At 45.2% G+C, this 20396-nt stretch carries 18 protein-coding genes; 8 read left to right on the forward strand and 10 right to left on the reverse strand.

Annotation, left to right across the window (positions count from 1 at the left end; genetic code table 11):
- The 3 genes from gcvT to gcvP form a co-directional block, all read left to right on the forward strand.
- Positions 1-810 (forward strand): glycine cleavage system aminomethyltransferase GcvT (gene gcvT, locus RJ32_RS11095; RefSeq protein WP_034822304.1); only part of this gene is annotated, 810 nt, incomplete at its 5' end.
- Between the two features lie 50 nt (positions 811-860).
- Complete coding sequence (gcvH, locus tag RJ32_RS11100; protein WP_011235321.1) at positions 861-1250, forward strand: glycine cleavage system protein GcvH; 390 nt, start codon at positions 861-863, stop codon at positions 1248-1250.
- Positions 1251-1375: 125 nt separating this feature from the next.
- Positions 1376-4264: an aminomethyl-transferring glycine dehydrogenase gene (gene gcvP / locus RJ32_RS11105; RefSeq protein ID WP_034822307.1), complete on the forward strand. Its 2889-nt coding sequence runs from the start codon at positions 1376-1378 to the stop codon at positions 4262-4264.
- Between the two features lie 141 nt (positions 4265-4405).
- Here the strand turns inward: gcvP and RJ32_RS11110 are convergent, their stop codons facing one another.
- The 6 genes from RJ32_RS11110 to hsdR are packed head-to-tail and all read right to left on the reverse strand — an operon-like array spanning position 4406 to position 14696.
- A complete protein-coding gene (locus RJ32_RS11110) occupies positions 4406-5761 on the reverse strand; it encodes a phospholipase D family protein (protein ID WP_034822309.1) in 1356 nt (451 codons plus the stop codon).
- A 12-nt stretch (positions 5762-5773) separates the two neighbouring features.
- Positions 5774-6589: a hypothetical protein gene (locus RJ32_RS11115; RefSeq protein ID WP_051018783.1), complete on the reverse strand. Its 816-nt coding sequence runs from the start codon at positions 6587-6589 to the stop codon at positions 5774-5776.
- A 2-nt stretch (positions 6590-6591) separates the two neighbouring features.
- Positions 6592-8433, reverse strand: a complete 1842-nt coding sequence (locus RJ32_RS11120) for an AAA family ATPase (protein WP_051018785.1) — start codon at positions 8431-8433, stop codon at positions 6592-6594.
- A gap of 11 nt (positions 8434-8444) precedes the next feature.
- Entirely contained in the window at positions 8445-10433 is a 1989-nt protein-coding gene (locus RJ32_RS11125) for a restriction endonuclease subunit S (protein ID WP_034822311.1), read from the reverse strand.
- Positions 10433-12238, reverse strand: coding sequence for an N-6 DNA methylase (locus RJ32_RS11130; RefSeq protein ID WP_034822313.1), 1806 nt, complete (start codon positions 12236-12238; stop codon positions 10433-10435). Before RJ32_RS11130 ends, RJ32_RS11125 begins: the two co-directional genes overlap by 1 nt.
- 31 nt (positions 12239-12269) lie before the next feature.
- Positions 12270-14696, reverse strand: a complete 2427-nt coding sequence (gene hsdR, locus RJ32_RS11135; RefSeq protein ID WP_034822315.1) for an EcoAI/FtnUII family type I restriction enzme subunit R — start codon at positions 14694-14696, stop codon at positions 12270-12272.
- Between the two features lie 154 nt (positions 14697-14850).
- Here hsdR and RJ32_RS11140 point away from each other — a divergent pair, with 154 nt between their 5' ends.
- From RJ32_RS11140 to RJ32_RS11150, 3 genes are all read left to right on the forward strand, one after another.
- Positions 14851-15360, forward strand: a complete 510-nt coding sequence (locus tag RJ32_RS11140) for a hypothetical protein (RefSeq protein WP_051018786.1) — start codon at positions 14851-14853, stop codon at positions 15358-15360.
- Between the two features lie 258 nt (positions 15361-15618).
- Entirely contained in the window at positions 15619-15939 is a 321-nt protein-coding gene (locus tag RJ32_RS11145; protein WP_034822317.1) for a helix-turn-helix domain-containing protein, read from the forward strand.
- Positions 15936-17261 carry a type II toxin-antitoxin system HipA family toxin gene (locus RJ32_RS11150; RefSeq protein ID WP_034822319.1) on the forward strand — a complete coding sequence of 442 codons (1326 nt, stop codon included), beginning with the start codon at positions 15936-15938 and terminating at the stop codon, positions 17259-17261. Before RJ32_RS11145 ends, RJ32_RS11150 begins: the two co-directional genes overlap by 4 nt.
- A gap of 7 nt (positions 17262-17268) precedes the next feature.
- Here the strand turns inward: RJ32_RS11150 and RJ32_RS11155 are convergent, their stop codons facing one another.
- From RJ32_RS11155 to RJ32_RS11165, 3 genes are read right to left on the reverse strand one after another with little or no spacing between them, the layout of a single operon-like run.
- The gene (locus tag RJ32_RS11155; RefSeq protein WP_370543303.1) at positions 17269-17664 is read right to left on the reverse strand and encodes a TM2 domain-containing protein; all 396 of its coding nucleotides are present in this window, start codon (positions 17662-17664) and stop codon (positions 17269-17271) included.
- A gap of 14 nt (positions 17665-17678) precedes the next feature.
- Positions 17679-17903 (reverse strand): membrane protein insertion efficiency factor YidD, encoded by a 225-nt coding sequence (gene yidD, locus RJ32_RS11160; protein WP_034822321.1) that lies wholly within the window; start codon positions 17901-17903, stop codon positions 17679-17681.
- Between the two features lie 10 nt (positions 17904-17913).
- A complete protein-coding gene (locus tag RJ32_RS11165) occupies positions 17914-18129 on the reverse strand; it encodes a DUF4177 domain-containing protein (protein ID WP_034822323.1) in 216 nt (71 codons plus the stop codon).
- Positions 18130-18357: 228 nt separating this feature from the next.
- Between RJ32_RS11165 and RJ32_RS11170 the strand changes: the two genes are divergently transcribed.
- Positions 18358-18642: a helix-turn-helix domain-containing protein gene (locus RJ32_RS11170; protein WP_051018788.1), complete on the forward strand. Its 285-nt coding sequence runs from the start codon at positions 18358-18360 to the stop codon at positions 18640-18642.
- 5 nt (positions 18643-18647) lie between these two features.
- Positions 18648-19916: a type II toxin-antitoxin system HipA family toxin gene (locus RJ32_RS11175; RefSeq protein WP_034822325.1), complete on the forward strand. Its 1269-nt coding sequence runs from the start codon at positions 18648-18650 to the stop codon at positions 19914-19916.
- A gap of 11 nt (positions 19917-19927) precedes the next feature.
- On the opposite strand, the gene RJ32_RS11180 is transcribed toward RJ32_RS11175, so the two are convergent.
- A complete protein-coding gene (locus RJ32_RS11180; RefSeq protein ID WP_034822327.1) occupies positions 19928-20275 on the reverse strand; it encodes a VOC family protein in 348 nt (115 codons plus the stop codon).
- Between the last annotated feature and the right edge of the window lie 121 nt (positions 20276-20396).

Genomic DNA, 20396 nt, shown 5'->3' on the forward strand with positions numbered 1-20396 from the left:
GAAAACGGCGGTGTTATTGATGACCTTATTGTGTATTTCTTCTCAGAAACCGCTTACCGCATGGTTGTTAACTCAGCAACCCGTGACCGCGACCTGGCATGGATTGAAAAAGTTGCTGCCGATTTTGATGTCACCACCAAAGAGCGTGACGACATGGGCATGCTGGCCTTACAGGGCCCTAAAGCCGCTGAAAAAATCCAGGGTGTATTAACCGCAGAGCAGTACGCAGAAATTGACGGCATGAAGCCTTTTGTCGGGAAAGACGTTGGTGATTACTTTATTGCGACCACAGGTTACACCGGCGAAAAAGGCTACGAAATTGTGGTTCCGGCTGAGCAGCTTGAAGCCCTGTGGAATGACTTGCTAAAAGCCGAGGTTGCTCCTTGCGGACTGGGTGCTCGTGATACACTGCGTTTAGAAGCTGGCATGAACCTGTATGGTCAGGACATGGATGAGAACATCACGCCGCTGGAAGCCAACATGGGCTGGAGCGTCGCGTTTGAACCGGCTGATCGCGATTTCATTGGTCGTAAAGCATTAGAGCAGAAAAAAGCTGAAGGTCACGACAAGTTAGTCGGCCTTGTGATGGAAGAGAAAGGTGTACTGCGCCACGGTCAAAAAGTAACCGTTGAGGGTGGCGAAGGTATCATCACTTCTGGTACATTCTCGCCTACACTTGGTTTCTCAGTTGCAATGGCTCGCGTTCCATCAAGTGTTGGTGATACAGCGGAAGTGGAAATGCGTAAAAAACAAATGCCGGTGAAGGTAGTTAAGCCAGGTTTCGTCAGAAACGGTCAATCTGTTTTATAATCGAACAAGATTCAATACATTCCGGGTACGCCGGTTAGAAGGAAAGTAAAATGAGCAATATTCCAGCAGATTTGAAATACGCATCAACTCACGAGTGGGTTCGTGACGAGGGCGACGGTACCTTTACTGTAGGTATCTCTGAGCACGCGCAGGAACTTCTTGGCGATATGGTGTTTGTTGAGTTACCTGACGTAGGTGACAAAGTGGCAACAGGCGACGACATTGCTGTAGCTGAATCTGTAAAAGCAGCGTCAGACATCTACGCACCAATGACCGGTGAAGTGGTTGCGATTAACGAAGACCTGGAAGATGCCCCTGAAACCGTTAACAACGACCCTTACGGTGACGGCTGGTTATTCCGTATAAAAGCAGATGACAGCAGCGAGCTGGACAACTTGCTGGACGCCAACACTTACGAGGCTTCAATCGACGAAGACTGAGGCCATTGGCGCATAGCACCAATGACACAGAGCGTCCTGAGCCCCGGAAATTAGCCGGGGTTCATTGTTTTTTGTATCCGATAAGTTTTCGATAAATTTCCGATAAATGTACGAGGCTGAGTTAAATGAGCAGTACTACCCTGACGCAATTAGAGCACCACGATGAATTCATTAGCCGCCATATTGGCCCAAGCGCTGATGAGCAAAAAGCCATGCTGGCTGAGCTGGGTGTAGATTCTTTAGAAGCATTAACCAAAGACACTGTGCCTGGTGCGATTCTGCGTGAACCGTTCCTGCAGACAGGGGAGCCGCAAACTGAACGCGAAGCTCTGGCTCGTCTTAAAAACATCGCGAAAAAGAACCAAATTTGTACCTCGTACATTGGTATGGGTTACTACGACACCGTAGTGCCAAACGTTATTTTGCGTAACGTGCTGGAAAACCCGGGTTGGTACACAGCGTACACGCCGTATCAGCCGGAAATTGCGCAGGGTCGTTTAGAAGCACTGCTTAACTTCCAGCAAATGACTATGGATTTAACCGGCTTAGATTTAGCCAGCGCCTCATTGCTGGACGAAGCCACTGCCGCCGCCGAAGCAATGGCCATGGCGAAGCGGGTTTCTAAAAACAAAAAATCCAACGCGTTTTTCATTGCTGACAACGTTTACGCGCAAACGATTGACGTGGTGAAAACCCGTGCCGAATACTTTGGCTTCGACATTATTGTCGGACCGGCGCGTGAAGCCTCTGATCATGACGTGTTTGGTGCGTTGTTGCAGTACCCGGACAAACAAGGCCAGCTGCACAACATTGAACAGTTAATTGGTGAGTTGCAGGAGAAAAAGGCCATTGTCGCCGTTGCTTCTGACTTAATGAGCCTGCTAATGGTGAAATCACCGGGCGAAATGGGCGCGGACATGGTGTTCGGTAACGCTCAGCGTTTTGGTGTGCCAATGGGCTATGGTGGTCCTCACGCCGCGTTCTTTGCTACCCGGGACAAATTTAAACGCTCTTTGCCAGGCCGTATCATTGGCGTTTCGAAAGACTCTCGCGGACGCCCTGCATTGCGTATGGCTATGCAGACCCGTGAGCAGCATATACGCCGCGAAAAAGCGAACTCAAACATTTGTACTGCGCAGGTTCTGCTGGCGAACATGGCGTCGTTTTACGCTGTGTATCATGGTCCGGATGGCTTGCGTCGTATTGCCAACCGCATTCACCGTTTAACCGACATTGTCGCGCTAGGTATGCAGGACAAAGGCGTGAAGCTGGTGAACAGCCACTGGTTTGACACTTTAACCTTTGAAATGAAAGAAAACGCTGCAGACGTTTTGGCGCGCAGCAAAGCGCTGGGTCTTAACCTGCGCGTAGACGGCGAAGGCGTATTTGGTATTAGCCTGGACGAAGCCAAAACGCGTGATGACGTTGAAAACTTATTTGCCGCGTTGTTTGGCGACAACCACGGTTTAGATATCGACGTACTGGACAGTCGTGTTGCTGGTGGTGACGTGGAATCTATTCCTGCTGATTTAGTGCGTACTTCTCAGTATTTACAGCACCCGGTATTTAACGAGTATCACTCAGAAACCGAAATGCTGCGTTATATTAAAAAGCTGGAAAACAAAGATTTAGCCCTGAACCATTCCATGATTTCTCTGGGCTCATGCACCATGAAACTGAACGCCACCGCCGAGATGATTCCGGTCACCTGGCCTGAGTTTGGTCAGTTGCATCCGTTCTGCCCGGCAGAGCAGGCGCAGGGGTATTACGAGCTGGTTGAAACCTTGTCTGAATGGTTAATTGACGTAACCGGTTATGACGACATGTCGATGCAGCCGAACTCTGGTGCCCAGGGCGAGTATGCTGGTCTGCTGGCTATTCAGAAATACCATGAAAGCCGTGGTGACGGGCACCGCAACATTTGTCTTATCCCAAGCTCTGCGCACGGTACTAACCCGGCTTCTGCTCAAATGATCAACATGAAAGTGGTGGTTGTCGACTGTGACAAACACGGCAACGTGGACATGGACGACTTAAAAGCCAAGGCCGAAGAAGCGGGCGAGAACCTGTCGTGCATTATGGTGACTTACCCGTCCACACACGGCGTTTACGAAGAAGGCATTAAAGACATTTGTGACCTGGTTCACAGCTATGGCGGCCAGGTTTACATGGACGGTGCCAACATGAACGCACAGGTTGGCGTAACCTCACCGGGTTACATTGGCTCGGACGTATCGCACCTGAACCTGCACAAAACCTTCTGTATTCCACACGGTGGCGGTGGCCCGGGTATGGGTCCTATTGGCGTGAAGCAGCATTTGGCTGAGTTTCTGCCGAACCACTCTGTTATTAATATCGAAGGCCCTAAAGCAGGCAACGGTGCAGTATCTGCTGCTCAGTTTGGTAGTGCCAGCATTCTGACCATTTCATGGATGTACATTGCCATGATGGGCGGACGCGGCTTACGTGAAGCCTCAGAAACCGCTATTTTGAACGCCAACTACCTGGCTGAGAAGCTGAGTAAGCACTTCAAAATCTTGTATCGTGGCCGCAACAACCGTGTCGCGCACGAATGCATTATCGACTTGCGCCCAATGAAAGACGCTGCCGGCATTGCCGAAATTGATGTGGCTAAGCGCCTGCAGGACTACGGCTTCCACTCACCCACCATGAGCTTCCCGGTAGCGGGTACCATTATGGTTGAGCCGACCGAGTCTGAGTCTAAAGCTGAGCTTGACCGCTTTATTGAAGCCTTGGTAAGCATTAAAGCCGAAGCCGAGAAAGTTGCCGCCGGTGAATGGCCAAAAGACAACAACCCGCTGGTGAATGCACCGCATACACTGGCTGACATTACCGATGCAGAATGGGACCGCCCATACGACAGAAAAACGGCAACCTACCCGGTTGAAGCTGTTGGCTACGACAAGTTCTGGCCAACCGTTAACCGTATTGATGATGTATTTGGCGACCGTAACCTGATGTGTTCATGCCCGAGCATTGAAGAGTATAGGTAAGTCTTGCGATGTTGTAGATCTCGAATAAAGAATGCAACTATCGGAATTAAGTTTGCAACTCAAATAAAGTTTTCAGCCGGTAGTTGAATCTAGAGATCAGTAAATATGAAAAAGCGAACCAGTTGGTTCGCTTTTTTGTTATTAGAAATTAATTCTTACAGGATATCCTAACGCTCTCAAAGCTTTATTTGTTCTTCCGTTACGAGGAGGGGTTGTTTCTGGCTGAGCCCAACCAACAACTTCGGCGATTGAGTTTATGCCGTAATGTGGTAACCATAGATCCTCTGTTTTACTTGCATGGTAAATACGTTCCCAAATATTTTCAGGTTTGCCTGAGTAAAGAACATCGTAAAGTACACTTCGAATGTCTTGCCCTTTTTTATTTCTTTGTTTCATAAACCATTCAGTAAATAATGGAACACGCTCCGCAAGTGTTAATGATGCAGCATCAGATCGTCCCAAGGTTGAGGCTTTCATCTTTATAATGTGATCTTTTGTGGCGTGGGTACACCAAAAAACCTGTTCCATGTCACTTATAGTCAGCGAGAGAAGTCCCTCTTTTGCAAGTAGCTCGCGTAATTTTGGAGCGCTGTAATTAAAGGTATCGTCTTCATTTGACGGAGCGCTATCTTGGCTTTTCCACCAAGCTAGAGCATTTAATAATGCCGATTGCGGGTCACTCTGATGCTTATTGTAATATCCTTCAAAAGGGTAAGTGTTATCTGATTGTTTTACCTGATTGTAGTAATAAGCATGTAAAAATTGATCAACTTGCCAGTAGGCAGGAGTTTCAGGCATTACCCAGGTTGGACGAAAATCAGTAATCTGCGAAGCAATATTATCGATTGTGGAGAGCGTTGCGTGCCACTCCTTGCGGAATGAATCTTTTTTCTTATCAACAGTTTTGTTCTGCGTGTAATCACTCACACCCTCAAAAAGTGGAATTTTGCGGCTTAATTTTGATTTAGTTTCAATTTCATCACTACCTAAACTTTTGCGTAGTGCCAGAATTGCTTTTTGCTCATTGATAATATCTTGAGTCAGTGAGGTAGACTCTTCCAGTTCACTGATGTTAAAAAAGAACGTTTCTAATTGAGGAATTAAGTTATTAGCAACGAGTTCTTCGTCAGTAAAAAACATTCCAGTTTCAATATTTGACCACCAAGCTCGGTTGGTTAAATTTGCTGAGCCTATATAAGCTCCATAGCCTTGCCACCAAATAATTTTTGAATGAAGAACGTCAGGGATAAGCTGGCAGAAAATATTGTTTTTTAAGTTTTGTAAGAGTTTCGTCAGTAATCGAGGTTTGACAGGTACAGTGTGGTCATATCGCATCCAAATATCTAAACGGTATTTATTTTCCAAACAATTTTTGAGCAATGTATCAGTATCATCGCCATAAGCAATTGCTGCCAATACACCATCGACCTCATCGTCTGGTTTCGGCATAAAAGAGGCTAAAAACTGTTTGTTTAGTCCATTTGCAATAAACTTCACATCTAGGGCCCTCTATTTCTGGAATACCGCTGCGATCAAAGCTTCAGGAGCTTTTTTGCGTATACAGGCCTCTGCAATTGACGAAAACTCAGCGTCATATTTCACTTTGTCTTTTAATTGTGCAATCGCCATTTCTTTCATTAGCCATATTAAGGCTTGTGCGCCATGTGCTCTAGCAACTTGATATTCTTGGATATGCTTTAGGCACTCGTCCCATTTTTTACCGCGCTTTTGGTTTAAACGATCTATTCGGTTCAAACCTAAAATTTCAATGGTCTTTTCGGCCTTGAATCTTTCTAGGTCGTCAATATCACCGGCAAGCACAGCGATACATCCATCGTCGTCGCGGTCATATGAGATCAAGCGTGTTTGCTCTGTGAGCGGGTCAATAAGTACAGCGCCTTCTAATCTCAATTGCATTTCTGAACAATTGACGATGGCGCGGCGCTCTCCCTCCATTAATGGAAAAAGGTCGCTCTTTTTCGTGTTAATTAAGTGACCTGCAATGACATAGTTTTTCCAGTTGAAAGTCAGCCACCAATAGCCATCTTCATAACTGCCATCTAGGTTTTTTACCCGACCTTTGGGGCGAAAATGATCAACGTGAATTGGGGAAGTGGATTCTTCGGCTTCTGTGTACCAGCATTTATTGGCGAACTGGCCCATTAGCCAGCCGCGTATTCTTTCATCACGCCAAAGCTTTTCGTGCTTATCAACGATCGCTTGGCGAGCAGCGTCATCAGCGGCTGTTTGTAACTGTGCGGTAATTGCGTCGGCCTCGGCTACCCAATCTGCTGGTGGTGTGCCTGTAATGATGACTTTTCGCATGCTTACCTCCTTAACTTCTCAGCTAATTCTTGCGCCAAGGACGACAAATCCTCTTTGCGTTGAGCCTTTACAAGTTGTTCCATAATTTTTTCTGCCAAGGCATTTTGTTCTTGTAACTCCTCTTCACTAAGTAACTCATCAAGTGGCTTGCTGCGGACTTGATACATCTGCTCAATAAAAAGTTGATACATTGGGTCGCGGTATTCACGTGAGAACCCCAAGTCATCCAGACGAACCACCAAACAATCGAGTTCTTGCTGCTCATCATGGTTTAACCCTTCATGCTTTCGCTTAGCGAGTAAGTCATTGCGGCGTTGCAGCGTGTTTAAAGTGTGTCGGTCGAGCGTGGACGGCAAACCAAACATTTCACTTTTTAGCAATCCTGATACTCCCATGCCTTGAGGGTGTTCATCCGGTTGTTCAACAAGAGTTTTATCGCCATTATTTTTGATTATATGAACTTGCTCTTTCTTAAGTGAACCAACCATCATAGGATCGTGAGTGGTGATGAGAATCTGCGATTCACTTTGTGAGTTAGAGTCTTTTTTAGTTAGCACGCCCTCGATGTCGTCGAAGTAACGAAGCTTCCAAATTGGATTTAAATGCGTATCTGGTTCATCAAGTAAGAATAAACATTGGTCTTCTCGGGTGATCCGCATAAGGCCAAGAACTGTCAGCATCTGTAGTTCACCCTCTGACAGTTGTGTAAAACTCACTTTTCCACCGTGTTCATCGCGTTTCTTGACGGTAATTCTTACCTCATCAATCAAATCGCCAATGTAAGCACCTTCGGCATAACGGAAAAAGCTATCTGGGCTGCCAACCAACTCACCTAGTTCCTTTAGTTTGTGTTTGTCAGGTACAAATAAATAAAGCTGTTTTTGCTTTTCTGTACGACCACGAAAATCAATTTGCTTAGTTGCTTCTTGTTCAATCGGTGCCCATGAGACTTGCCAGAGTTTATCAAGGAATTCACTGACCACATTACCTCGGGCATACCAAAAGCGGGCATCGCCTTCATTGAGTTCATTTTCATCGAATTTGCCGCTACGGCGTTTTTCGCGCAAACGGTGGGGCTCTTTAAGAACGAAAAGGGCTGACTCTAAGGACTCAATATGTAAGTTATCCAAAACTTTTTTAAAAACAGGATCATCAGATAGTAAGCACGCCAATAAAACCAATTGGCTATGGCCGCCACGGCAGTAGAATAGGCGGCGAAGTCGATCATCACCAGCTTTCTTAAGTCTAGCTTCTCGACGACGTTTGGCTTCTTCAATTGCTCGGATATCAGCATCGGAGGCGGTGAAGTTTTCTAGCAGATCTTCAGATAAAACTTCGTCGGTGGTGATTTCCTGACGTTTGTTAAATCGGCGCTGGTGTTCCTGAAATAACTGTTCGATGCGCTCATTCCGGCCTGAGTAATAGGCAAATATGTGTGTTGGTAAAAGTCGTGAACCGCGACGCTTATCCTGCGGGACTTTGTCCGGCGGGTCATTTTTAATCAGATACTCTTGGCTAACACGATCACCATCTACCCAAACGTAAGGGCGCTTCTGTTTGGCAGTATCTGCCTGAATACGCACTATGTGACCACGAATTTCGTACTCGAATGTGTAATCAAATGCCGCCTCACGGTCGAGATCTATGTCACGAAAGAGCGTAATTAACGCTTCAATTAAATTAGATTTACCTGTGCCGTTCTGTCCTATTAACGCATGGCTTCGAATACGCTTAGACTGCTCAAATTTGTCGGTACTTGAACTATGTGATAATTCAATGGCAAAGCTCATTTCTACATCTCGTAAGTTGCGAAAATGAGGAATGGCTAAATAACGTAACTGCATAATAAATCCTTTTACTCTTCTATTTTTTCTAGCATTTCAGCCTTTTCTGGTTCAAGTATCCAGCCATGGGCGACTTCGACTTTTAATTGTGAGTAAAAAGCATCTATCTCACCGCCAAAACGTTGCCATAAATCTTTAGCACTCATCTCGCCGTTATGGCGAGCTAGAATAGTGGCCAAAGGGGCTTGGGCTTTAACATCGGGCGGTGTGCCTAAACGTACAGGTGCCACCAGTTCAGTTTGTGGTGCTTTCATAGGTTCCTCTTCTTGTTCGATGGTGATGCCTGTAAGGGTGGAGACCGAGCTTGTTACCAAGTTCTCAGCAATGCGCTGCTTTTTCGAAAGCTGCTTCTCAAAGCGCTCACATATTTCAAAAAGCGAGTCAATTATATTCACGATTGCGTCTTGCTCTGGCTTTGGTGGAACGGGAACTAAAAGATCCTCAACACCACCGACACGCAAGTGTTTTACGGACATTCCGATAGCAGCCTCAATCATTCGAGTTTGAAAGCTAGGACTTCGAATCACATACAACAAAAAGCGATTGTTAAATAGTTCTGGAAACAAGCGGATAAGCATTGTGCGCTGACCAAGACATACTTTTTCATTCTCAGGAACGATTGCTGCTTCACCCATTGGTGCCTCACGAGTGAAAAAAATGTCTCCGGCTTTTGGCGGCATTCTTCTCGCCCAGTAATCAAAAGTTTCTTCAGTGATTTTCTTCGTGTTTGTGAGGCTCATTTCCCCGTTTCGAATATCGGTTGTTCGAACTAAGTGAATACCGTTTGCAACATAAGGCGCCGTTTTGTTATGGCAGTCGATCACGGCCTGCGAAACCTGTAAAAAGGTCGCCCAAGTCCAATGAGACGGGAGCTTTGTCTCGGGAATATTTATTGTTTGGGTGCGCAATTTTCTTAGCATGGCCTGCGCTTCCTTTTTCTCCTGACCTTCTGCTTTTTGTGACCAGACACTTCTTCGCTGAGTTATTGCTTCCAGTAACAACTCGCCTGTTGGGGAGTTACGATGCTCAATGTTGGATAAGTTACCGGATACAGCCAAGTCGAGAATTAATCCTTTGAAAGCCGACACATCCTCTGGCTCGGAAAACAGTTGGCCGAAGTTAGTTTGCAGGCTTTGCCAGCTTTCTTGCAGTTCGTGTGGGCTTTGGCTGGCGGCGACGGCTTGTAAGATAGCTTGACGTAAGTTGTTTTGCAGGGTGCGGCGTTTTTGTTGCTGCGCTTCTAGCTGATCGCACAGGGCCATCAGCTCATCAACTTTGGCGACAATGCGGGATTGCTCTTCGATTGGAGGCATAGGGAACGGGATAGACGCTAACGCTTTCCCCGACATGCTCGAGATGCCCATTCCTTTTCGATAATCATTTATCTCACCTGTTAAGCTGATTTTTTGAAATAGTCGAAAAGCAAAATACGGATCTACACAAGCGTAAAATCGAGCCCTATGCACATGATTCTGGAAGCAAATGTCGTAGTCATAGTTCCATACTGCTGCACGGCCTGCATCGCCACCTTCGCATATCAATAGGTCCCCTTTTTTTGCAGTGCATTTTTCGAGCTCCTTATCTTCGATTGGAACCTTCTTAACTTCACTCAGGTTAAAAGTGGCCCAATAAAGGTTGGAGGTTGTAATGTAGTCCCTTCTAGTGCCTGTGTTCCTGCGTTTGTCGAGTGTTTTTCCGGTATTGTGTTGAGCAATATTCCCAAACCGAACCCACACCCAATGTTCGGGAATGGTGTGTGGAATTTCCCTCTGCTGCAAATCAGGTACGAATTTTTGACGAGGTATTGCCTTTCTCTCAATCAAATTCTGTTTGGTTTGTTCGATCTGTTCGATATTGTCTTCGATTTGGCTATCAGTAGAAATTGGAACTACCAAGCGACCCTGCATTGCAAGAGTTAAAATTAACTCCCTCAATCGCTCCACGCCTCCCGGCGCATTGGCAATATGCCCAAACTCCGCCAAAAACTGTTGTGCGTCCATCAGACTTCCTCTTCATGGAAGTGATGGGCTAGCGCAGCGGCTAGCTCGTTTTTTAATTGATTTTCGGTTTCTTCAATTTCGCCTATTAGCTTTTTGTATTTAATCAGCAGTTCGTCTGGGTCGTGGCTTTTTTCTTCAGGTGCATTGGGATTTTTAAAATCCAAGTTATAAATCGGCCAGTAAAGGCGATCACCAGCAGCTTGGGCGTCGCGGGCTTTTAGGCGCAGGCCGTCGCTTTGCGCTTTCAAGCTTTCGATTTCATCTTCTACGCTTTGTCGCTGGGTTTTGTCGCTGACGCCTTTAATAGAATCACGCAAATCACGGATGCGATTATCCAGTACGCTTGCTTGGTTATTTAAGCTTTCGGCATTCGCCCAGTGAGGCGCAGCGGCGGCTTCGGCTTGTTCACGTTTGCTTTTGAAATCGACTTTCCAGGCGAATTCGTTTTCTTCACGGCTAGCAAAGTCATCACTTTCGTCGCCCCACCAATCCTGCTCGGGTTTAAATTCTTCCAGGCGGATAGGTTTGGTTTTGCTGTAGCTTTTGTAGCCTGGTGGGTAAGGGTGTTCGTAAAACCAGATGGAGTCGGTGTGAAAATGTTCGCTGCCGTCGTCTACCCGCGCGCCTTTTGTAAAAAACAACAGGTTGGTTTTAATGGTCGTGTAAGGGGCGAACACGCCTTTGGGCAGACGAATAATGGTGTGTAGTTTGCACTCTTGCAGCAGTAGTTTTTTAAGTGTGCCTTTAATGCCGTCACCAAATAAAAAGCCATCGGGTAGCACCACGGCAGCGCGGCCATTTTCTTTTAATAGCTTTTTGATGATCAACGCCATAAACATATCGGCGGTTTCGCGGGTTTTCAAATCCGCTGGGTAGTCGCTGCCTACACCGTCGTCTTCATAGCCACCAAATGGAGGGTTGGTGATGATGCAATCGACCTTTTGGTTTGCGCTCCATTCGTTCCAGCCGATGCCTAGCGTGTTTTTGTGTTCGATCTGACTGGGTATATCTATGCCATGAAGCAGCATATTGGTGGTGCAAAGTAGGTGTGGCAGTTGTTTTTTCTCTATGCCGCGAATGAGGTCTTCAATAGCGCGCTTGTCTTCGGCACTGGATTTCGTGGTTATTTGGTTGCGCAGGTGATCAATAGCGGCAGTTAAGAAGCCGCCGGTTCCGCAAGCCGGGTCCATTACTGTTTCACGATTATTCAACCGAGGGTTAATGCGGTCGGCCATAAAGGCAGTGATGGCTCGGGGTGTGTAAAATTCGCCGGCGTTACCTGCACCGCGCAGATCGTTAAGCAGTTGTTCGTATACATCGCCGATATTGGCGCGGGTTTTAAAGTCATGAAAGTTAATTGCTTCTTCGAGCTTTTCGATTACTGCTAATAATTGAGTGCCAGACTTCATGTAGTTGTTGGCATCTTCAAAGACACCGCGAATCACTTTGTGGAGGGCAACCGAAGTTGCATTGTTCTTCTCTGCATCGAACACAGGTATTTCCAGCTCTTTTAATGCAGGGAACAATTGGTTGTTCACAAAGCCAATGATGTCGCTAGCGGCTTTTTGTGGGGCTTTTTTGCCATCTACACCTGGAACATAAGCCGCCCAGTTTCGCCAGCGGAGCGCCTCTGGTAAAGGCGATTCATAGCTTGCGTCATCGTCTTCCCATTCTTCTTCGCGTTGATCGAATACTTTTAAAAACAGCATCCAAGTTAATTGGCCGAGTCGCTGTGCATCGCCATCAACACCATCATCTTTTCGCATGATGTCTTGAATACTTTTAATTGTGCTACTTAAGTTCATTTATTTTCTAATCTCAATCTTTATATGATGACTATGCAGTTAAACCATCTTTATATAATTCGGTTTCTAATTCTTTAATAGCGTTTTGGTATTGGTCTACACTGCCAAAAATACCGCGCCGAATCTGAGTTTTACTACCTAACTGATCAAAAGGAGGTAGCTCTAATACCTGAGGGTTTTCAATGTCTTGAACTCCATGTTCAGCAAACTTTTCAACCAACCCTTCAAGTACAGCCTTGGCTTGTTCGCCATATTTCCCGAATACATCACGTTTTTTAACGTTGTTTGCTCGTTCTTTGCGGGTTAAGGGCTTCTGGTTAAATGCTACATGTGCTACTAAGTCGAATACATCTAGCTCTTCGCCGTTAGGAATAGCTTGTTGAAGTAATTCTAACTTAATACCTTGCTCTACCAATTCATCGATTATGGCTTGTTTCTTATCGCTTTCGTCCCAGCGTTTTAAAAAAACATTAAGTGTACCAAAACTCTCTTTTAATGACTGTTCGATTTGGCCTTTTAGCAAAACTCTATAATCTTCAGTGATGAGTTTACCATCCGCGTCAAGATACTGAGAGCGCTCTGCGGCTAGGTCCACATCATCTAAATTAAATTTCTTTTTGGGTTCTCGGATCTCAGAGGTATCTTCTGGCTGTGGCGGCGAAGTGTCATCTAGCAGCGTTGAATCATCAGGCGCAATACCTTCCTCAGTTTCTTCTGGCGGAACTACTGGAGCATCTTCATCAGGTTCATAAATAATGACGGGTTCACCATCAAAGTCAGGATCTGAAAATAGGCGAGTAGCACCCTTGAAGTCCATAATGGTGAAGTAGAGTTTGTTATAGTCTTCTCTTAATCGAGTTCCTCTGCCGATGATCTGCTTGAACTCAGTCATTGAGTTTATGTTTTGATCAAGAACAATCAGTTGACAGGTTTTAGCATCAACTCCAGTTGTTAGTAACTTAGAGGTGGTTGCTATCACTGGGAAAGGTTCGTCGTTATCAATGAAGTATGATAATTGAGCCTTGCCTTCGTTATCGTCGCCAGTAATTCTCATAACGTAGCGGCGATTATTTGCAGCGGCAGGTATAAGTTTGACCAACTCTTGGCGCATTCTTTCAGCGTGATCCTGTTCGTCACAAAACACGATAGTTTTTGCCATTCGATCGGTATTTTCTAAGTATTCCCATACTTTTTTCGCGACGAAACGCGTGCGCTTTTCTAAAATCAGATTTCGGTCGAAGTCTTTAGTATTGTATTGGCGTTGCTCTACTTCTTGGCCGTATTTATCCGTTTTTCCCTTTTCAGGGGTGTAACCTAGAGCATCAACGTTCGTTGCTATACGAACAACCTTATAAGGTGCTAGAAAGCCATCTTCTATTCCTTGCTTTAGTGAATAGGTGTAAATGGGTTCGCCAAAATACTTAATGTTAAATTCAGGGTTTATAATTTCGCCATTAACTGGCTTTTTCTCTTTTGGTGTAGCCGTCAGGCCTATGTGCTTAGCGCTTTCGAAATATTTAAGAATGTCATGCCACGCAGAGTCCTCTTTTGCACTGCCACGATGACACTCATCAATCACAACTAAATCGAAAAAGTCAGCAGGGAATTGATGATAAATCTGCTTCCATTCTTCTTTACCAGTAACTGCTTGGTAAAGAGCAAGGTATATTTCGTAATTCTTCTTTGCTTCTCGATTTGTGACTTTATGCATCACTTCACCGAAGGGGGCGAAGTCTTGTTGCATTGTCTGGTCAACCAAGATGTTGCGATCTGCCAAGAATAAGATTCGCTTCTTCGTTTTTGATTTCCATAGCCGCCAAATAATTTGAAACGCGGTATATGTTTTACCTGTTCCGGTAGCCATAACAAGAAGGATTCTATTTTGCCCTTTGGCAATCGCTTCTATTGCTCTGTTGATGGCAACACGCTGATAGTACCTAGGTTCTTTTCCACTCCCATCACTGTAATAGGGTTGAGAAACTATCGATTCAGATGACTCTGTTGTTAAGCCTTTCCACTGTTGATAAATTGGCCATAACGACTGTAACGTTGGAAATTCGTCGAGACTTAACTCTCTTTCTACAGGTGATGTAATACCTGTTCTGTCATGAAAAAGAAATCCATCACCATTGCTGCTTATAGCGAATGGAGTATCTAGCATTTCTGCATAACTAAGGGCTTGCTGCATTCCATGTCCAACAGATACCGTATTCTTTTTGGCTTCAATTACGGCGATTGGAAGATTAGGCTTCGCATATAAGATGTAGTCGGCTCTTTTTGGGCCACCTTTTTTTTCAGGATTTTTAACGCGGGCCGCCAGTCGACCTTTAACCATCACGCGACCATCAGTCAGTTTTACCTCTTCTCGAAATTGATTTTGTTTCCAATCGGCTTTTTCAATTGCAGGTGTTATGTATTTGGTACAAATATCTCTTTCTGAGAGTGCTTTTTTATCCATGATGGTGCCTCAATCCTTTTGGAGTTGCCATGATTAATCTCCAAGCGATATTGAGATAGAAGTATGGCGCCTAAATTGAGCTAAGAGCGTACATTGGACTTTTTAGTCTGACAAGGTAATCTCGGATCTAAGTGTTGGATACGTTAGGTGAATTATGAATATCAAAGATCGACAAGACTGCGAATCAAATATCAGAAGAATTGAAGAGCTACTTGGCTGTGGTATTTTTTATCAAGAAAATGCTGGACACATACTTCAAGTGTCAGCATTCATTGATTTGATGATATGCCTCAGAGATTTGATGCATAAAACGGAAAAGTATGCTCAAAAAATCGATTTTACCGATGATATTTTGGTAAACGATTATGTGACAGACGTTTCCGATGCTATCAGGGCGGTTAGGGATGCATGCTGCCATATCGACTCGTTCAAGCGAAACTTTGATGAAAATGGAAATAGAGGCTCCCATAACATTGCGTATGGGAGGTGTAACTTTATGCGAAAAGGTGATTTAGAACTGAAGTCTGAATATGAAGATGACGCTGCAGTATTCTATGGTATGAACCGACTCTATTTTAAACGACATATTATAAGAGCCTTCGAAGAATCAAAGGCTTTACTGGCCGCTCATTTGAATGCTCCCTACACCCAACAAATAACGTAATTCGATGTAGCACAGTGGCGTGAATTAGCACAGCGCTAACGTCCGCTCTTGGCACGAAGCGGACTATCAATTCATATTCAAATCAAGTGTTATTAACAACCTTATTTCAAGTATGTTTTTATAGCCCTTTAAAAGTCTTGTAAGATGGATTAATCACTTTATAGTCCATACAAGGGCTTTTATATAAATATAATTACGTCCCTCAAATAGTCTGCTACACTCTAATTATCAGTTTAAAGTCTATTAAAGGTTCGTTATATGGATTCTAATCGTGTTTCAGCAATCATTGGTCAGCGAGTCAGGCAGTATCGGCTGAACCAGGATTTAACTCAGGAGGACTTGGCGACCTTAGCGAATGTCTCTCTGAATGCGGTTAAATCTGCGGAGGGCGGTAAAAGCACTTTACCGACGTATGTCGCTATTCTTCAGGCTTTGGGGCATATCGACAACTTACTGGCCGCATTCCCGGACGAGGGCGTTTCTCCTGTGCAACTACTAAAAAGTAGTACCAAACAGAAGAAGCGAGCCAGCGGTAAAACACGTGTGAAACCTGCTGACAATGAGGAGCTGGACTGGTGATTAATACCATTGAAGTTCGCTACAAAGGTGAGCCTGTCGGTGCCTTAAGTTATAACAAGGGCGACACGGCTGCGCGGTTCGAGTACTTATCTGAATTTGTCGAAAAAGACATTCCGCTTGCGCCTTTAACCATGCCTGCCGAGAAGGGACGAATTTACTCCTTTCCGGGGTTAAATTGGGATACCTTCAGAGGTTTGCCGGGCATGCTGGCGGACTCTTTACCCGACGACTTTGGTAATGCGGTACTGAACCAATGGGTTGCGCAACAGCCCGATCGCACAGAGCCCCTGAGCCCGCTTGAGCGGCTTCAGTATACCGGCGAGCGGGGCATGGGCGCTCTTGAGTATCATCCCGCGCGTAAGAATCAAACCAACGCCAAAAATAAAGACATTGAGCTCGAGAGCTTAATGAGGTTAGCGCAGGACGTGCTCGACGCTCGGACTGGCTTTCGTCAGCGCACGCATTTTGACGACGCGGCAGACAAAGAAATGATGCAGGCCTTATTAGCGGTTGGCACCAGCGCCGGTGGTGCACGGCCAAAAGCGGTACTGGCGTTTAATAAGGATTTCAGCCAGGTTCGCTCAGGGCAGGGGCTTGTGCCCGAAGGCTTTGAGCATTATCTGCTGAAGTTTGACGGCGTAAAAGAGCGCGACCCTTCTCAGCAAACCTTTGGTGACCCGCTTGGTTACGGTGCCATGGAGTATGTGTATTACTTAATGGCCACGCAAGCCGGCATTCATATGATGCCATGCCACCTGCTGGATGAAGGCAACCGCCGCCATTTTGTGACCAAGCGCTTTGACAGAATAGGCAATGAGAAAAAGCACATTCAAACGCTTACCGCTATTAAGCACGTGAACTATCACGACATTGGCGCGTTTTCTTATGAAGAGCTGTTTCAGGTTGCCCGCCAGCTACGGTTGCCACGGGCGGACGCTATAGACTTGTTTCGCCGTATGGTCTTTAACCACGTAGCAACCAACCATGATGATCACTCCAAGAACTTTGGTTTTATGCTCGAGGACAAGCAATGGCGGTTGAGCCCGGCTTACGACGTTGCCTTTAGCTATAAACCCGGAAACCCCTGGGTAGAGCAGCACTGGATGTCGTTAAATGGCAAGCGCAGCGGCCATACCCGCGCCGACTTTTACGCGCTGGCGGACGTTCAGTTACCAAAGGTAGAGCGCAAAGAAATAGATGCCATTATTGATGATGTGATTAACGCGGTGTCTCAGTGGCGGGAGTTAGCCACTGAACATGAGGTGCCCAAAGCGCTTGCCGACTCAATAGAGGATCACATCAGGCTGAAAGACTTTGCCTGAGAGGCGTTTAGGCGTTATCTGACTTAACTTTATGAATGAGCTCGCGCATAACGTTATTGTTGTAAGCATGAACAATTTGTTGTGACTTAAACAATTGTGGCAGCTCAATAATAACAATGCCGAGCAGAACGATAATTCCGACGATAGGAAAAAAGGGCAATAGAACCAGCCCGAGCAGCATGACGCAGAGGTTGATAACGCCGCGCTGCGTTTTACCCAGATAAAAATGGTGTAAGCCTGCCATTACAAGCCAGTTTAAAACGGCGTAGGTGTCGGGGTCTTTTATCTGCTCACCTTCAAGGCGGAAATATTCTTTTCGCTGTTCAGGCGTTAGCTCACGTATTTGCTTGCGCAGAGCTTCTTCTTCATCACGTAACTGTTCAGAAGACATTTCGTAAGACATAAGGGCTACCTTATTTAGGGCACTGGATCGTGCTTTTTATGCACGCAGTCAGGGTCATTACAACGCTTCATGCGTGCTAAACCAAGCTTTATACCGCGCCAGGGACCGTATTGGCTAATGGCCTGATAAGTATAGTGCGAACAGGACGGCTCAAAATTGCATTCGGTATTAAAGAAGTGGCGCGAACCGCCACGACGCTGATACCAACGAATTGAAGCTAAAATGAACCGCTTTATCATATAGTCGGCTTTATCGACCCAAAGTCACAATGGCCGCTTCGCGCGTCCAGAACAACCAGAAACGCTTTTGCTCCAGTACCTGAAACACGAGTTGCCAACCGTCAGCAGCTTCCTGGTTCAAAGTGGATTCAATTTTCTTTAACGGCAGACCACTTGAGCCCAGTAGCAGAGTGCCACAGCCACCTTCCGCTATATGAATGACTTTGTATTCCGTAAACTTAGACATGCTTTCTTCCTTGTTTTTGATTACTTCGGTTTAGTTGTAAGTAACTTACGTAAAAAGCTATGTAGCGTCAATTTTTATGAAATAGCCGATGCCAGCGTCGTCTGGCTTGTCTATCTTTTTACAATAATATTTTTACAATAATAAAATAACAACATAAAAGTAGTTTTTATATTGATTTACAATTTAAGTGTTGTATATTGACTTAATGTACAATTTATAAGTTGTTTTATGAAAACGATAAAAGACATTGCAGAACGATTAATTGCAGAGCGAAAAAAGCAGAACTTATCTCAAAAAGATATGCGGATGCTTATTGGTATGTCGCAGCAACAATATCAACGAGTTGAGTCTGGCCAGGATCTTAAAGTCTCGACTTTACTGCGTATCCTGGCTGGCTTAGGGCTTGAATTATCGATTACTGATCCGGAGCAGGTAGAGAACAGTCAAAAAGCTGAATCCTCCCATTCGGCTGATGATTTTTGGTCAAGTAAGCATAAGCATTTAGAGGACTAAAAATTATGACGGACTCTAAAAGAATAGAAAATGTTGAAGGATTACGGATCTCGGTTAACGACCAGGAAGTTGGGGTATTGACGCATTATTCTGGTGGCAAGAATATTTTCGTATTTTCGCCTAATTACATTGCGCTTCCTGAATCTGAGCGCCAGACCACAACCCTGACACAATTAGCCAATAAACAGTTTCTGCAGCAGCCATTAATTAGCACACAGCGATTAATACCTCTTTTGTCGAACTTATTGCCGGAAGGTGCGTTAAGAGAATGGATGGCTCGTTCACTAAAAGTTCATGCAGAGAACGAATTTCCTTTATTGGCTCATATGGGAGGAAACTTACCCGGAGCATTGCGTGCCGAGGCAATAAAAGCCGGTGAGGTACCTGATTGGGCGCTGGATCACCGTCAGCAAGTTGAAGCTGTACAAATTGATGTCGCACAGAGCCAGAATAAGTTCTCTCTGGCTGGCGTACAAATGAAGTTTTCGTCAGTAAGAGGGCAAGACGGGCGGTTTAATATTGGCGAAGATGCTAATAGTGATAGTTGGATAATCAAAACCCCGTCAACGATACACAAGCACGTACCCTATAACGAATATACCGCTATGTTACTGGCGCAAGCGGCAGGCGTTGATACCCCGGAAGTAAAACTGGTTGAACTGTCACAGTTGGATAATTTACCTGATATCCAATTACCGAATGAAACTCATGCTTATGCAATAAAGCGATTTGATCGAGATGACGGTCGCCGCATACATACCGAAGATTTTGCGCAAGTTTTTCAGGTGTACTCTCATGATAAATATAGAAAGTTTAATTACGAGCAAATTGCTAACTCTCTGTATCAGTATGGCTCGCAAGGGTTAAAAGATGCTCAGGAAATGGCACGGCGGTTGTTAGTTAACATTTTATTGGCCAATGGCGACGCACACCTGAAAAACTGGTCTCTAATTTATTCAGGCGGTGTAAGGCCGCGTTTGTCGCCAGCCTATGACATTGTATCGACGTTACCCTATGTCGATAATGAGCAAGAGTTTGCGCTGAATATGGCAAAGAACAAAAACTGGTATCAGGTAGATATGGCCTCTTTTGAAGCATGGGCAACCCGCATAGGTGTTCCGTGGCAGGCTGTTAGAGTTCACCTAGAAGACGTTATGGAACAAGCTAGAGCTCGTTGGCCTAATATGTTGTCAGAGTTACCTATGACCGACTCTCAGAAAAAGATATTGAAAACTCACTGGCGGAATCTACAACCAGATTTTCGTATTCAATAAGTCATTAACTGTTATTCCGACCATACAGCGTATTCATTCCCACTTGGGCAGGTAAACTGAAAACGCCGACCACCGGGAAAATCAAATATAGGCTTGAGGATTTTACCGCCTGCATCCTCAACGCTTTTCAGGGTTTGCTCAAGGTCTTTGCTATATAAAACCACCAGCGCACTGCCGGTAGATGTTTGAGCAACTAAGTCTGATTGGTAAAAACCGCCGTCAATTCCGGCATTTTGAATAGCCGCGTATTCCGGACCATAGTCTACAAACTCCCAGCCAAAGGCTTGTTGAAAGAAGCGCTTGGTTGCTTCAAGGCTCCGCGCCGGAAGTTCTATGTAATTAATTTTGGTTGAGTTCATGGTGTGCCTCGCATAGGGCTTTTTGAGAAACGATTTTACCTTTAGTTCTAGTTTAACCTAACGCTCATTTTTATCAGTATTATTGCTCATTTATTGTTGTATCGGCACAATATAGATAGAT

Origin of the sequence: Idiomarina sp. 28-8 (assembly GCF_000320945.2) — a bacterium.
GTDB lineage: Bacteria > Pseudomonadota > Gammaproteobacteria > Enterobacterales > Alteromonadaceae > Idiomarina > Idiomarina loihiensis.

What these genes read in the sequence shown, in the direction of transcription:
- gcvH (WP_011235321.1), top strand. Translation starts at nt 861, where the DNA reads ATGAGCAATATTCCAGCAGATTTGAAATACGCATCAACTCACGAGTGG.
- gcvP (WP_034822307.1), top strand. Translation starts at nt 1,376, where the DNA reads ATGAGCAGTACTACCCTGACGCAATTAGAGCACCACGATGAATTCATT.
- RJ32_RS11115 (WP_051018783.1), bottom strand. Translation starts at nt 6,589, where the DNA reads ATGCGAAAAGTCATCATTACAGGCACACCACCAGCAGATTGGGTAGCC.
- RJ32_RS11120 (WP_051018785.1), bottom strand. Translation starts at nt 8,433, where the DNA reads ATGCAGTTACGTTATTTAGCCATTCCTCATTTTCGCAACTTACGAGAT.
- RJ32_RS11125 (WP_034822311.1), bottom strand. Translation starts at nt 10,433, where the DNA reads ATGGACGCACAACAGTTTTTGGCGGAGTTTGGGCATATTGCCAATGCG.
- RJ32_RS11130 (WP_034822313.1), bottom strand. Translation starts at nt 12,238, where the DNA reads ATGAACTTAAGTAGCACAATTAAAAGTATTCAAGACATCATGCGAAAA.
- hsdR (WP_034822315.1), bottom strand. Translation starts at nt 14,696, where the DNA reads ATGGATAAAAAAGCACTCTCAGAAAGAGATATTTGTACCAAATACATA.
- RJ32_RS11140 (WP_051018786.1), top strand. Translation starts at nt 14,851, where the DNA reads ATGAATATCAAAGATCGACAAGACTGCGAATCAAATATCAGAAGAATT.
- RJ32_RS11145 (WP_034822317.1), top strand. Translation starts at nt 15,619, where the DNA reads ATGGATTCTAATCGTGTTTCAGCAATCATTGGTCAGCGAGTCAGGCAG.
- RJ32_RS11155 (WP_370543303.1), bottom strand. Translation starts at nt 17,664, where the DNA reads ATGTCTTACGAAATGTCTTCTGAACAGTTACGTGATGAAGAAGAAGCT.
- yidD (WP_034822321.1), bottom strand. Translation starts at nt 17,903, where the DNA reads ATGATAAAGCGGTTCATTTTAGCTTCAATTCGTTGGTATCAGCGTCGT.
- RJ32_RS11165 (WP_034822323.1), bottom strand. Translation starts at nt 18,129, where the DNA reads ATGTCTAAGTTTACGGAATACAAAGTCATTCATATAGCGGAAGGTGGC.
- RJ32_RS11170 (WP_051018788.1), top strand. Translation starts at nt 18,358, where the DNA reads ATGAAAACGATAAAAGACATTGCAGAACGATTAATTGCAGAGCGAAAA.
- RJ32_RS11175 (WP_034822325.1), top strand. Translation starts at nt 18,648, where the DNA reads ATGACGGACTCTAAAAGAATAGAAAATGTTGAAGGATTACGGATCTCG.
- RJ32_RS11180 (WP_034822327.1), bottom strand. Translation starts at nt 20,275, where the DNA reads ATGAACTCAACCAAAATTAATTACATAGAACTTCCGGCGCGGAGCCTT.